The sequence below is a fragment of the Streptomyces sp. GbtcB7 genome (assembly GCF_019091445.1).
GTDB classification, from domain to species: domain Bacteria; phylum Actinomycetota; class Actinomycetes; order Streptomycetales; family Streptomycetaceae; genus Streptomyces; species Streptomyces mirabilis.
In genome coordinates this window covers 1-12,482 of the sequence record NZ_JAGXJM010000027.1, presented here as the reverse complement: position 1 = coordinate 12,482, position 12,482 = coordinate 1, and the positions used below count along the sequence as shown (strand labels likewise).

Annotated in this window: 9 protein-coding genes and 4 pseudogenes; 6 read left to right on the top strand and 7 right to left on the bottom strand. The window is 69.9% G+C overall.

The genetic code is table 11. The features are described 5' to 3' along the window. The first annotated feature begins 44 nt into the window (after positions 1 to 44). Positions 45 to 449, top strand: coding sequence for a DUF1003 domain-containing protein (locus KVT44_RS36245; protein ID WP_099944334.1), 405 nt, complete (start codon positions 45 to 47; stop codon positions 447 to 449). Positions 450 to 462: 13 nt separating this feature from the next. Here KVT44_RS36245 and KVT44_RS36240 read toward each other — a convergent pair whose 3' ends face one another. Further along, positions 463 to 1,083: a GAF and ANTAR domain-containing protein gene (locus KVT44_RS36240; RefSeq protein WP_308314202.1), complete on the bottom strand. Its 621-nt coding sequence runs from the start codon at positions 1,081 to 1,083 to the stop codon at positions 463 to 465. Here KVT44_RS36240 and KVT44_RS60675 point away from each other — a divergent pair. Beyond that, positions 1,077 to 1,218, top strand: a pseudogene (locus KVT44_RS60675) (IS630 family transposase); the annotation flags it as partial. The gene KVT44_RS36240 and the pseudogene KVT44_RS60675 sit on opposite strands and share 7 nt — an antisense overlap. Before the next feature lie 19 nt (positions 1,219 to 1,237). Here KVT44_RS60675 and KVT44_RS36235 read toward each other — a convergent pair. Beyond that, positions 1,238 to 2,266 (bottom strand): MerR family transcriptional regulator, encoded by a 1,029-nt coding sequence (locus KVT44_RS36235; RefSeq protein ID WP_217571657.1) that lies wholly within the window; start codon positions 2,264 to 2,266, stop codon positions 1,238 to 1,240. 96 nt (positions 2,267 to 2,362) lie between these two features. Between KVT44_RS36235 and KVT44_RS36230 the strand changes: the two genes are divergently transcribed. Continuing rightward, positions 2,363 to 3,883 carry an alpha/beta hydrolase gene (locus KVT44_RS36230; protein ID WP_217571655.1) on the top strand — a complete coding sequence of 507 codons (1,521 nt, stop codon included), beginning with the start codon at positions 2,363 to 2,365 and terminating at the stop codon, positions 3,881 to 3,883. Between the two features lie 381 nt (positions 3,884 to 4,264). On the opposite strand, the gene KVT44_RS36225 is transcribed toward KVT44_RS36230, so the two are convergent. From KVT44_RS36225 to KVT44_RS36210, 4 genes are all read right to left on the bottom strand, one after another. Continuing rightward, positions 4,265 to 4,576, bottom strand: coding sequence for a hypothetical protein (locus KVT44_RS36225; protein ID WP_308314201.1), 312 nt, complete (start codon positions 4,574 to 4,576; stop codon positions 4,265 to 4,267). A 22-nt stretch (positions 4,577 to 4,598) separates the two neighbouring features. After that, the gene (locus KVT44_RS36220) at positions 4,599 to 5,231 is read right to left on the bottom strand and encodes an SEC-C metal-binding domain-containing protein (RefSeq protein WP_217571654.1); all 633 of its coding nucleotides are present in this window, start codon (positions 5,229 to 5,231) and stop codon (positions 4,599 to 4,601) included. A 579-nt stretch (positions 5,232 to 5,810) separates the two neighbouring features. Further along, a complete protein-coding gene (locus tag KVT44_RS36215) occupies positions 5,811 to 6,983 on the bottom strand; it encodes a hypothetical protein (protein ID WP_217571652.1) in 1,173 nt (390 codons plus the stop codon). A 251-nt stretch (positions 6,984 to 7,234) separates the two neighbouring features. After that, the gene (locus tag KVT44_RS36210) at positions 7,235 to 9,403 is read right to left on the bottom strand and encodes a hypothetical protein (RefSeq protein WP_254650392.1); all 2,169 of its coding nucleotides are present in this window, start codon (positions 9,401 to 9,403) and stop codon (positions 7,235 to 7,237) included. A 277-nt stretch (positions 9,404 to 9,680) separates the two neighbouring features. Here KVT44_RS36210 and KVT44_RS36205 point away from each other — a divergent pair. Next, positions 9,681 to 10,517, top strand: a pseudogene (locus tag KVT44_RS36205) (RNA repair domain-containing protein); the annotation flags it as partial. Positions 10,518 to 10,990: 473 nt separating this feature from the next. Here the strand turns inward: KVT44_RS36205 and KVT44_RS36200 are convergent. Further along, a pseudogene (locus tag KVT44_RS36200) lies at positions 10,991 to 11,542 on the bottom strand (sensor histidine kinase); the annotation flags it as partial. On the opposite strand from KVT44_RS36200, the pseudogene KVT44_RS36195 reads away from it, so the two are divergent. Then, positions 11,542 to 11,742: pseudogene (locus tag KVT44_RS36195) on the top strand (hypothetical protein); the annotation flags it as partial. The pseudogenes KVT44_RS36200 and KVT44_RS36195 sit on opposite strands and share 1 nt — an antisense overlap. A gap of 220 nt (positions 11,743 to 11,962) precedes the next feature. Beyond that, positions 11,963 to 12,482: Ig-like domain-containing protein (locus tag KVT44_RS36190; protein ID WP_254650391.1), on the top strand; the 520-nt coding region annotated here is incomplete at its 3' end.

Genomic DNA, 12,482 nt, shown 5'->3' with positions numbered 1-12,482 from the left:
CGGTTGACTCCGAGGGCACTCCTATCTGCGAGAGGCACGCTGCGATGAGCGAGCAGGACAACCAGGCCATACACCACCCCGCGGTGGTCGCGCACCACCAGAGCCGTGCCGGGGACGTCCAACTGCGTATCGCCGATGCCATCACCAAGTTCGCCGGTTCAATGCCGTTCGTCTATGCCCACGCGGTCGCTTTCGCGTTGTGGATGCTGTTCTTCGAGGCCAACCCCTGGCCCACGTTGACGCTCGTGGTGTCACTGGAGGCGATCTTCCTGTCGGCGTTCGTCATGATCGGCCAAAACCGGCAGGCTGCCTTCCAGCAGATCAAGGCCGATCACGATTTCGTCGAGCAGGAGTTGGAGCTCAAGACCAACACCGAGCTGACCCGTGCGATCCATGCCATGACCACGGAACTCCACAGCCGTTTGATCGAGGACCGCGCGGAACAGTAGCGGGCCCGGGTGGTCAGGCGCCCAGGCCGGGGAGGGGTTCGGAGCCGTCGATGAAGACGCGGGCCACGTCGGACAGGCGCCGGTTGTGGGAACGGGCATAGCCGCGCAGGGCGGTGAAGGCCTGTTCCATGTCGATGCTCTGGCGTTCGGAGAGTTTTCCCTTGGCCTGTTCGATCAGCACGCGGCTGTTCAGCACAGTCCGCAGTTGTTCGTTGAGGACGGTGCTGCGCCGGCTGGAACGTTGTTGCAGCAGGCTGATGGTGGCGACGTCGGCCAGGGCCTGGGCGAGCGGCGTGGCGGCCAGGTCGAAGGGTCCGGGGGTCGCACGGAAGAGGTTCAGGGCACCGACGGTCTCGTCCCGCAGGAGCATGGGCAGGGCCTGGACGGCCCCGAACCCGCTGCGGCGGGCCGCCGTGACGAAGCGTGGCCAGCGAGCGATCTCCCGGGTCGGGTCGGGGACGATCACCGGGGTGCCGGTGCGGAAGCAGCCCAGGCAGGGCCCTTCGTCGTTCTGGAGCCGGAAGAACTCCAGCAGACGTACCTGTTCGTCGATCCCCAGGTCGGGCCGGCTCTGCCTCGGGCCAGCTCTGCCTGACGAACTCCGGTGCGAACACGTCCAAGTCCATTTCGCCACACCCGGCGGACACGCGCATCGCGATCGTCTGTGACAACTTCTCCCCACACCTGACCACCACGCGCTGCCGACGGGTCTCGACGTGGGCGGCGGCGAAGAACGTGGAGATCGCCTACACCGCCGACGAACGCCTCCGCGAGTGAGATGTCGCCCTTCAGTTGGTGGATTGTGCGTCCTGGTCGGCGGGCCCCGCAGGGCGCCCGTGCCGACCGTTGCCTGGGACGGGCAAGGCCCTGTTCTCCGGCCGCCGGGTGAAGGCGCCCGGTTTCAGTCCGCCCGGCCGGGAGGTCTGAGTGTCCAGCGCGGCGCAGAGCCAGTCGTGGGCGGCGCCGGCGGTCGGTTCCGACGGGCCGGACAGCTCGGCGGTGAGTTCCCAGTAGCGGTCGATACGGGGATCCGCGGCCAGCAGGCGACTGAGTCCCCGGCGGAAGGCGGGGGTGTCCCGCGTGCCGCGTGAGCGGGCGTAGGCGGAGACGAAGCAGTCGAGTGCCTCACCCTCGTGCGGTGGCCGCCGCGCCCGCAGTTGCGGCGATGCCAGCGCATACGCCTCGACGAGACCGTCGTAGAGCACGGCCGGGCGCCCCCCGTCGGGCCCGTGTGCCGCGGGCTGGCCGTGACCGGTGCCGGGGCAGGGTGCGGACACGAGGGCGTGCAGCCGGGTGAAGGCCAGCACCTGGGCCGGCGTCGGGCCTTCGGGGAGCTGTGGAACCGCGTGTTCGACGATGACGGAGACCAGCCGGGCCGGGAGCCGCGGCGGCAGCCAGCGCCGCCAGAAGCGTGCCAGCGCGGCCGTGCTGGGCGGGACGGACACGGCGCCGATCAGCCGCAGCCGCTCGGCGCGTTCCTCGGGGGCACACTCCTGGAGCAGTTGGAGGGCTGCCTCCTGCCAGCGCAGGGCAGCCAGCCGCGAGCCGATCTGCCGCAGCTGCCCCGCGACGACGTCCTCCAGGGTGTCCTCCTGGTCGAGGATCCGGCCTACTTCGGGGACCGGCAGGTCGAGGGTGCGCAGGGAGCGGATCAGGTGAAGCCGGTCGAGTGCCTCGGCGCCGTACCTGCGGTGGCCGCCTGCGCTGCGGGAGGCTTCGGGCAGCAGACCGCGGTCCGAGTAGAAGCGGACGGTCTTGACGGTGACGCCCGCGTGCTCGGCGAGCTCTCCGATGCTCCATGTGCTTTCAGGGCGCACGACTTGAACCTCCCTCAGGGGGAGTTCCTACCGTACCCACGAGCGCGGACGGCCGGTACGGACGGCCCTGCGACCACGGCGTGCGAGGAGACATCGATGACGGCATTCATCCTGGTGGCGGGCGCCCACACCGGCAGCTGGATATGGCAGGCGGTGGCCGCTCGGCTGCGGAATTCGGGGGCACAGGCGTATCCGGTGACGCTCACCGGCATGGGTGATCGCGGCCATGCGACGGGACCTGACACGGACCTGGAGACACACATCCACGACCTGCTGCGGGTGATCGACCGGACGGACGCGGCAGAGGTGGTGTTGGTCGGTCACTGCTACGGCATCTATCCGGTGCTTGGCGCTGCCGACCGGCGCCCGGAACGGATCGCCCGGATCGTCCACCTGGATGCGGGCATGCCTCAGGACGGCGATCAGGCCCTCGCCCTGGTGCCCGACCAGGCGGTCCGCGACCGGCTGCTGCACCCGGCCGGGCCGGCCGATGACGACTGGCGGATTCCCCCGCCGCCACTTGAGGAGTGGCAGCGCTGGGGCAGCGTCGCCGGCCTCTCGCCCGCCGTGCTGGCTCGGCTGGCGACACACGCCGTACCGCAGCCGGTGGGCACGCTCACCCAGCCGCTCCGCCTGTCGAAAGCGGAGTCCGAGCTGCCGAGGACCGGCGTCCTGTGCACCGCCAACGGTTCGAGCATCGCCATGGTCGAGGCCCTGGTGGGGATGGGGGATCCCCGCCTCCAGGTGCTCACCGACCCGGGTGTGAGCTTCTTCGAACTCGACACCGGGCACTGGCCGATGCTCTCCTGCCCCGACGAGGTGGCCGAGACACTGGTGCGGGCCGCCGCGGGAGAAGGGCACCGGGTGGCCGCGGCGGTGAACGAACAGCCGGCGCACCTTCGCCCCTTCCTGATGGATGTACCGGAGCGGCCTCGCGAGCGGGTGGGACGGGTCGATCTCCACCTCCCCGACGACCTCGCTGAAGCCGACCGCCCGCGGCCGGCGGTGGTGTTCATCCACGGTGGCCCGGTCCACCCCGATGTGCGGCCGACTCCCCGGGACTGGCCGGGCTTCGTCGGCTACGGCCAGTACGTGGCGGGTATGGGGGCCGTCGGCGTGACGCTCGACCATCGACTGCACGATCTCGCCGACTACGGTCGGGCCGCCGAGGACATAGCCGAAGCGGTCGACCTCGTACGGGCCGATCCGCGCGTCGACGGGGATCGCGTGGCGCTGTGGTGTTTCTCCAGTGGCGGGCTGTTGTCGGCGGACTGGCTCGCGGCGCCCCCGCCGTGGTTGCGGTGCGTCGCGGCGAGCTATCCGATACTCGCACCGCTGCCGAACTGGGGGCTCGTCGATTCCCGGTTCCGCCCGGCGGACGCGGTGCGTACCGCGGGACGGTTGCCGATCGTGTTGACCCGGGTGGAGCTGGAGCGCGCGGAGATCGCGGTGACGGTCGAGGAATTCCTGACCGCCGCCGAGAAGTGCGACGCCGATGTCGAGGTGATCGACGTACCGCTCGGCCACCATGGTTTCGAGACGATCGACCATACCGAGCGGGCGCGCGACGCCGTGGAGCGCGCGGTGCGCTCCGTGCTGGGGCACCTGCGGCGCTGAGACATCCCTCGACGAGCCGACCGAGGCACTGCCGGGACCACCTGGACCCGCCCTTTCCGGGGTGCCCCTCCATGACCTCACCGTGGAGCACGAAACACGGATGGTGCCGACCGAGAGTCGGCCAGCACCATCCGTGTGTGTAAACGTTGTGTCCGAGGGGGGATCGATACCGAGAGCCCACGGAATGCGGGTCTCACCGCGGTACTTGAGCTATCGGTGTAGGGCAGACAGTACTCAGCGCATTGAGCTTGGACGCCGGTCGACATCCCTCACAGGGGTGGCGCTCTCTGGTTCCGGCCTTGTCGAGGGGCAGGGTCAAGGGCCCTGTTGATTCCGGAGCACGAATCCCTCCCTCTTCGGGACACTTTTCACCGAAGGGCTTCACAGGGCCCAGTGGCGGAAAGCTTCGATCCATTCGGCGCCCTCGGGCGGAGGGTCGGGCAGCGGGAGGTCTCGCAGACCTATGGGTTGGAGGATCCGTGCGCGGCGGCAGATCGCTACCACTCCGCTGCCTGGTGGCAGGTCGATCTCCTCGACGATGACGTCGACTCCCAACACTTCGGTGGTGAAGGGCACGGCAACGCGGTCGCTGAGCACGGCATGGAAGCCGACCAGCTCTTCGTCCTCGCCGTAGGCGTCAACGAGCGCCTCGGCGATCATGGCGTCGAGGTCCTGGTCCGACGGACCCTCCACTGTGTGGTCCTTCCCTGCGAGATCAGTTCCTGGCCGGGGCACCGCAGCACTTCTTGTATTTTCGGCGGGAGTCGCACCAGCATGGCCCGTTCCGCGGCGGGGGCCAGGCCAGCGACTCGTCCGGGTGCGCGCGCACCACATGCCTGCTGAACTCGCGGCGGGTGTCGGGGTTGTCGGCATCGCGCCCTTCACGGACGGCGAACTCCTCGTACGCGGCCAGGGTGGCGCTGACGATGTGCACCCGGGCGGCGCCGGCCTCCGCGTAGGTGCGCGCGTCGGTCTGCAGCCGCTGTATGTAGGCGATGTAGTCGTCCCCGTAGGAGTCGGTCGACTCGGGGCAGCGGGTGCGTACCGCGGCGAAGTCCTCGCGTACCCAGCGCAGCACGATCCCGTCGAAGGCCGCTGTGTCCTCGGGCACCTCCACCGGCCTCCCCGACGGCAGCCCACTCAGTGCCCGGTCCAACTCTTCGCCGAATTGCCGTAGTTCGGCGTCAGTCTCGGATTCGGCGGCCAGGTCGTCGTCGGTCGGCTCCAGACCGAGGTCCCGGCGCAGGAGAGCCCGGCTGATGCGCAGCCCGCGGCGCAGTCGGGCGGCCTCGCCGCCACCGGTCCCCTCGTTCTCCCGCGCTGCGGGGGTGCCAGGGCGGCCAGGCACCAGTCAAGGGCCCGTTCGGACCTGCCGATCTCCCCGAGCATGTCGACCATGTCGTCGAAGACCTGCAGGTCGGCCACGGCCTCATCGGGCTGCTCGGTCAGCTCCTCGCGTAGGGCTTGCTCGGCCTGTTCGGCGTCCCGCTCCGCCCTGGTGCTGCTTGCCGCGGGCGGTCAGCCATCCGGCGTACACCAGGGCGCGGCCCTGGTCCGGATCCCCGGGATGCTCGTCGGCCCACTGTTCACACTGCGCCGCCGTCGGCTTCCTGCCCACCGTCGCGAGGAACTGCTCGTACGGGAAGTCGACGTCTCGGATAGGCGAAGGGGATGCGCTGCTCATACCGCGACCCTACCGAGGACCGGCAGCCCAACTCCCGTTGCGTTTACAGGCCTGACACCCGGACGGGCCATGTGGTATCGACGGCCGGCATCGCCGCGCTGCGGTCGGGCTGTGCCTGGACGTGCCGCACGCGCCCGCCTCTGGCCGTCCCCAACTCCGTGCCGAACCCGCCCGACCTAGTGGGTGGCTTTGGCGCACACCCCTGTATGAAGGCGCCTTGGCTCGGCTCGCCCGGCCGGACGGTCAGGGGTTGGGGAAGCCCAGGGCGTCGAATCGGCGCATGAGCGAGGGCTTTCCTCGGTGGGCGGTGCGCAGTTCGCCGGATCTGCGGTCGAAGTCGGCGGCGCTGCCCTGACGTGCGTGGAGTGCGCGCAGGTCGCTGAGCAGCGCGACGGCCTGGTCGTAGGCGGCCGGTTTGCGCTGGGCGATGAGGTCGTCGACGGTGCGCCAGGCGGTCGCCTGGTCTCGGGCCAAGTGGTCCAGGCGCGCGTCGCGAGCCTTGGCGACTGCCCGTACTCGGGCTTGCTCCGCCGCCCCGCGTGCGGCCCGTTCCCGATGGGCGCTCACGGTGCGGTGGCGGTGGGCCGCGTCCAGGAGCTGGGCCACGCTGCGGCGTACCCCGGGGCTGCCCTCGCTGGGGCGTAGGGATTGCCGGAAGCGGGCCAGGAGTCCAGGGCCGAGCTGGGGAGCTGTGCCGAGGGCTGCCTGGAGCAGCAGGGTGTCCTTCTCGGGCGCCGGAAGTCCGGCGATGAAGGCGGCGAGCCTGTCCGGGGCGGCCGCCGACTCGGTGGCCGGAGCGCTGTTGGACGCTGCGACGGCGAGCAGGTCCTGCGGGACGCGCAGGAAGTCCGCGAGGGCTCGCTGCGGCCCGGTCAGCTCGGCCAGCCCGGCGGGGACGGATGGCTCCGTTTCGCGCTGGTACTCCTCTTCGTCATCGTCCGCGAGCTCCCAGACGGCGATGGCGGCCAGCCAGCCCAGGTACAACGGGCGAAGGTCCCCAGCCGCGAGCTCGGCGCGGAGCCCGGCGAACGAGGCGAGCTTGAAGGAGGTCTCGAAATCCCACTCGCCGCCGTCCTCGGCGCTCAGGGAGAAGTCCAGCAGGGTATGGCCGCCGCGCGTCCACACCGCGAGTGTCTCCTGAAGCGCGTAGCCCTGCGCGGTCTTGGCCGGGAGCACGGAGGCGGGGATACGCAGCAGAAGGCGGCGGCTGCCCCAGTTCGCGTAGTACAGGTGGGCGTCGTAAAGCTGCTCGACGAGCTTGGTGGGATCGCCGTGGAAGTCACCCCGGTGATATTCGTTGACGAAGCTGGTGGAGGTGATCCGGGCCCGCGTAGACAGCGCTCTCACCTGGGCGATCTCGGCCTTGGTCAGCGGGCGGTCGACGGCCAGGAACTCGTAGTACTGGTACTCGCTCACGGCCCGGCAGCCTACCGACGCGACGGGAGCACGCTTGTCTTCGGCTTCGCTGCCGGAATGATCACGGCTTGGCGGAAAGCCTCGCTTGAGGCAACCATGATTTGGGTTGACGATCTCCGGCACCGCGTTCACCTACCTGCAGCGATGACTTTACGAGCCCCACAGGCGGAGTCCATCAAGGCAGCCGGTATCCCTGTCATGCGGTCACTCTGCCGCCGACCTCGCCCTTGAGCGCCAGGAGCGCCCAGTCCTCAGCGGCGCCGCCTGCCGCCCCGTCTGCCGTTCTCTCGGTGGCCGCGCTGCTGAACAAGGCCGACGTGGGCCTTACGCTCCCGGGGCACACGCTCGGCGAGGGCCTGAAGGTCCGCGAGGCCCTCCCGGTCCGGGTGACCGGAGGCCAGAGCCGCCCGGAGGGCCTCTTCGGCCTCGCGACCTTGTTGGCGTAGTACTTCCCTCACCCCGTCGGCGCCGGTCGCCTCGCAGAGCTGCAACAGGATCTCAGCGACCACGAGCAGGCTTTCCGGCTCCGTGAGGTCCTCGGGGGTGAGAATCTCCCGGCGTGCCAGGAGGCTCAGAGCGGTGGGAGCCAGCCAGGAATCCGAACGCAGGCTTCGCAGCAGGAGCTCCCCGTCGTCGAGCGATGAGACGAGGACGTCCAGCATGGCCTCGGCCCGGGTACGGAACGGCATGGTCCGCACCGCGTGGACGAGCTGCTCCAGCGCTGCGGACCGGTCGCCGTGGACGGCGATCCACGCGGCGAGCTCCGCCCGGGCGGACTCTGGATCGTAGTGATCGGCGAGGACGCCCAGCAAACCGGCCGGCGAGGCCTGGGCAAGCTCGCCGATCAGGGGTGCATCCCGGCCTTCGGCCAGCAGCCGACGGCGCACGGAGTCCGTTCCGAGGTCAGTGAGACGGATCAACTCGACCGGGCCCGAGCTCAGTTCGGACTTCAGTTTCCGGGCCCGCTGGGTGTCCTCGTCATCCAGCTGAGCGTCCCTCAACAGGGCGTCACCCGACAGGGTCTCGTCCGGCAGGGCGTCGTTCAGCAGCCCGGCAAGTCCGGTCGGCATCCCTGGCAGTATGCCGGACGGCGTCTCGAGGTCGTCATCGCCCTCGGTCGGTATTCCGGCCCACCCCTCGAGGTCGTTCTCGCTCATCGCCAGATCCGCAAAGACGGGGTCGGCCATCCCCTGGTGGCACTCGAGCGCCCCCAGGTCCTCCAAAACACCCAGCACGGTGCGTAGATCGTCATCGGCCTGTTCGAACCCGATGGAGTCCGTGGCGAAGACCTCGAGCAGGGAACTCGAGCGGTAGGCGAGGTGGACGCTGTCCCGCAGCCCGGGCCAGGGCATGGGGTACGGCAGGCTGTAGAGGGTTGCCAGTACGTCGGGCAGGACGACGTCGCACATGTCGTACTCGACGAACAGCACGGATTCTCCGTACCTGCCGCCGCGCCCGCGCCTCACTGGGCTGGGCAGCTCGCGGAACGCGTCGAACGCGCGCCGCCACAGTGCAAGCGGGTCGTTCAGTACAGGCTCAGCCTTGGCCACCGCGTACAGCCTCCCCTTGGCGACTCGTATCAGCCTGGCTGTCTTCGCCCACTCCACAAGGAGGTTGAGGCGCGGCAGGTCCGCGGACGAGCGGACCGAGTCCGTGTCATCTCCGGTGTTCAGCCGCTCTACGAGTTCCCGGGCATCTGACAGACGCAGCCTGCCGGAACCGGTGAGCGTTCTGCGGTCGCGCCCGGCCCACTCGGCCAGCTCGCGCAGCTGCCGCAGGACCGGTGACCGGCCGGCCTGCTCCCGCAGGACATCGTCGCCCGGGAGCGCGACCGGGAGCTGAGGCTCGGACCGTACCGGCCCGGAGCTCCGCGTGTGCCGCTCGACGATGGTCTGAAGCACCTCCGGGTCGTAGGGCACCTCGCCGCCCTGTGCCCGCCCCACGAAGTCCTGCAACGCCTGCTCGTCGTGGACGTCGACGCCCTGCTCCGCGGCGGTGGTGATCCAGAACTTCGCCAGGCCCCAGAGGCTGCGGTCGGCCATCGCCTCCGCGTAGCGGGGCGCCGCCGCGTCGACGGCCTCCAGCACCTCGGGCAGGGACGCCCCTCGAGGATCGGCAAGATGGACGTCGTCCAGATACCGCAGCAGGCACCGCAAAGTGCCTGGCGCATCGGCGGGCTCCTCGTCGGGAAGTACGGTCACCGTCCACGGAACCCAGTCGAGCAGGAACTCCTCGATGTGCGGCTGGTCCCACAGTCCCAGCCTGCCGTCCGGCGTACCGAGATGGCGGTAGTCCAGCGCGGCTTCGACGACGAACGGATCGGCGTCGATCCCGTTCTCCCGGGCCCACTGTTCGAACCGGTGGACAAGAAGACCACAAACCGCCTGGTACTCGTTCTCCTCCGCGGGATTGAAGATCATCCGCATGGTTTCCCGCTCTTGTCTTTCGCAGGGCTCTGTCTCGTTGCCCACGCTACCGGCCGCGACGAACAAGCCGGTCCCAGCACCGACAGGACGCCGAGAAGAGGTACGGCCACGCTGCCGCGGGTGCTCACCGCACACGCGCACCGGCTCTCCTTGCCGTCCCCGTCAGGCGCACCGCACCTGATGCGTCGCGGTGCGAGCGGAACAACCGTCGAAGGCAGGGTGGGCGGCACCCTGGAGGAAGAGAAGGTGTGAAGGCGGGCGAGGAGGCGTGATGCGGACCAGCGACGAGATCTATCACCGGGTCCGCTGGGACCCGCGGTTCGACCCGGGCCGGTTCGTGCTGGGGATCAGCCAGCGCGGGGATGCCCTCAAACGCATCCCGCTGTCTTCCTTCGTGCCCTGGGGCGACATCCCGTGGCACCGGGTGGTGTTCATCGAGGCGGACGGCGAGGTGGTCTGGGACCGGGCCACGGGTGTGGACCGCATTGACGCGTCGGGCGCCGGCCGGGTGCGGGACCCGCAAGCGGACCTGAGCTTCGACACGAGCTCCGGCAGGCGCGAGCCCGCCGGCGTCCTCGACGTGTCCCCGACGGCCCGCACTGCGGTGGCCTGGATCCCGCCTGCGGAGCTGTGGCCGCCGATCCAGGACATCCGCCGGGACTACGATCCGCAGATCCACCGCTGGCCGCCGCACGTCAATGTGCTCTTCGGCTTCGTGCCGGAGTCCGACTTCGAGCGGGCGGCCCCGCTGCTCGCCGCGGCGACGGCCGAGACGCCGGTCTTCACCGCCCGACTGGACGGGGTGCGCACCTTCCGGCACAGGGCGTACTTCACCGTGTGGCTCGACCCGACGGCGGCCGGCAAGGCGCCGTGGGCGGACCTGCACCGCGTACTGCGGCAGCGGTTCCCGCGCTGTCGTGGGCCCTCCAAGAACTTCACCCCACATCTGTCCCTGGGCCGGACCCGGGATCCGCGGCGCGTCACCGCCGACTGCGCCACCCGGTTCGACGCCATGACGGCGACAGTCTGGGACCTCGTCCTGCTCTCACGCAGGGGCGACGGGCCGATGCGGCCACGGGCCACGGTCGCCCTGCGCACGGGAGAGGTCCGCCGGCTGCCCGAGCCCGGCCCCGAAGCGTCGGGCCCGGAAGACACGGCCTGGCTCTCCGAGATCACCGACAGGTGAGGCACATAGCCAGGTGAGACAAAGTCTCGACGACGGCCAAACGCTGGCTCGGTCAAGCATGCGCGTCCTGTACGCCGAGAACGGCCGTGAAGGCGTGGAGGCAGCCGCCTCCCCGGGATCGGCGGCGGTGTCCACCCGGACGGGCGTGGGGACCCCGGGCAGGTCAGCGACGGCACTCTCGGTCAGCAGGGACAGCGGCCCTCGTGGGCTGGCCTCGACGACCAGCACGCGACGCCCTGCGGGTGGCGCGCCGTGGGTGTCCGCGGCGAGGCCGGCTTCGCCGTGGCGTCCCAGGCTGCCGGGTGCGGTGCCGCGGCGGTCGCGTGGCCGGCGCCGGGCCCTGCCGCCGCAGGGGCTGCGGCGGCTGCCGGTGGGGCCGCCGTGTCCTGGACGGCGGGGTGCACGGTCGGCAGGTACAGGGTGAAACAGCTGCCCTCGTCTTGGGTGCTCTGGGCGTGGATGGAGCCGCCGAGCAGGTAGGCGATCTCGCGGCAGATGGACAGGCCCAGGCCGGTTCCTCCGTACTTGCGGCTGGTGGTGCCATCGGCCTGCTGAAAGGCACCGAAGATGTTCTCCAGGTGCTGGTCCGACATGCCGATGCCGGTGTCGCTGACCCGGAAGGCCAGGGCGGGGCTGCCGCGGCGGACGGAGTCGGGCAGGTCGGCGGCGGCCCTGTCGACGGGTTCGATCCGCAGCTCGACATGGCCTGCCTCGGTGAACTTCACCGCGTTGGAGAGCAGGTTGCGGAGTACCTGGCGCAGCCGGGACTCGTCGGTGACCAGTTCGGACGGGACCCCAGGGGCCGTGACGAGCCGGAACTCCAGTCCTTTGTGGGAGCTCAGGGGGCGGAAGGCGGCCTCCAGGTAGTCCAGCAGCTGACGCAGCCGGAACCGCTCGGGGCTGATATCCATCTTCCCCGCCTCGACCTTGGACAGGCCGAGGATGTCAAGTGCTTCGGCAGTTCGCCAACGGCATCGACGCCGCGGGCCAGCGCGTACACAGGGCCTTCCTCGCCTCCGGGCGGGTCCTCGGGGAAGGCTTCGACATCACCGGCGAGCGCGGAGTGGAGGCCATCTGCTTCGCCGACACCCGCGGCTCCCAGGTCGAGATCGTGCAGAACATCGGCCGGGCGCTCCGCCTGAACCGGGCGCCCCCCGTCATGACCGGCTCCGGGCGGCGAGAGCGGATCGACTACGCGCCATCCGTCAGTCGAGCAGGGCCTCGGCGACGAGCTCAACGGCGCGTGGCCTTCACCACAGTTTGCTCATTTAAGGACGGATAAACCCATATAAAGAGTTTTATAGCTAGCTGCACTCCCTCGGCATCCAGCTCCAGGGATTCAACGACCAGTGACACGGGAGAAGCGTTTGATCACGGCACGTAAAGGACGCACCCGGCTGGTGGCTGCGGTCGGTGTACTCGGCGGTGTGCTCTCACTCACGGCCCTCGGCGGTACCAGCAGCGCCGCTACCAGCGGTAACGACGCCGGTAATCCCCCGAAACCGCAGGCGCGGGTGGATCAGGCGGCCGCCGATGCTTCCGACGCCCGAATAAAGATCACGCCCAAGCAAGGTGCCTACGACGTCGGGATCAACGACTCCGTCAAGGTCACCGTCAGCAACGGCAAGCTCACCAAGGTGACCATGACCGCCGTCGCGACCGGTGCCGAGGTTCCGGGCACCCTGTCCGCCGACGGCACGTCCTGGAAGCCGAACGGCCGCCTGGAGCGGGCCACCAAGTATCAGGTCGCCGCGGAGGCCAAGGACGCCAAGGGCCGCTCGGCCACCGGGAACGCCACGATCACCACGGCCTCCCCGGCGAATAACTTCATCGGGCACCTCTCCCCCGAGGACGGCTCGACCGTCGGCGTGGGCATGCCGGTGACGG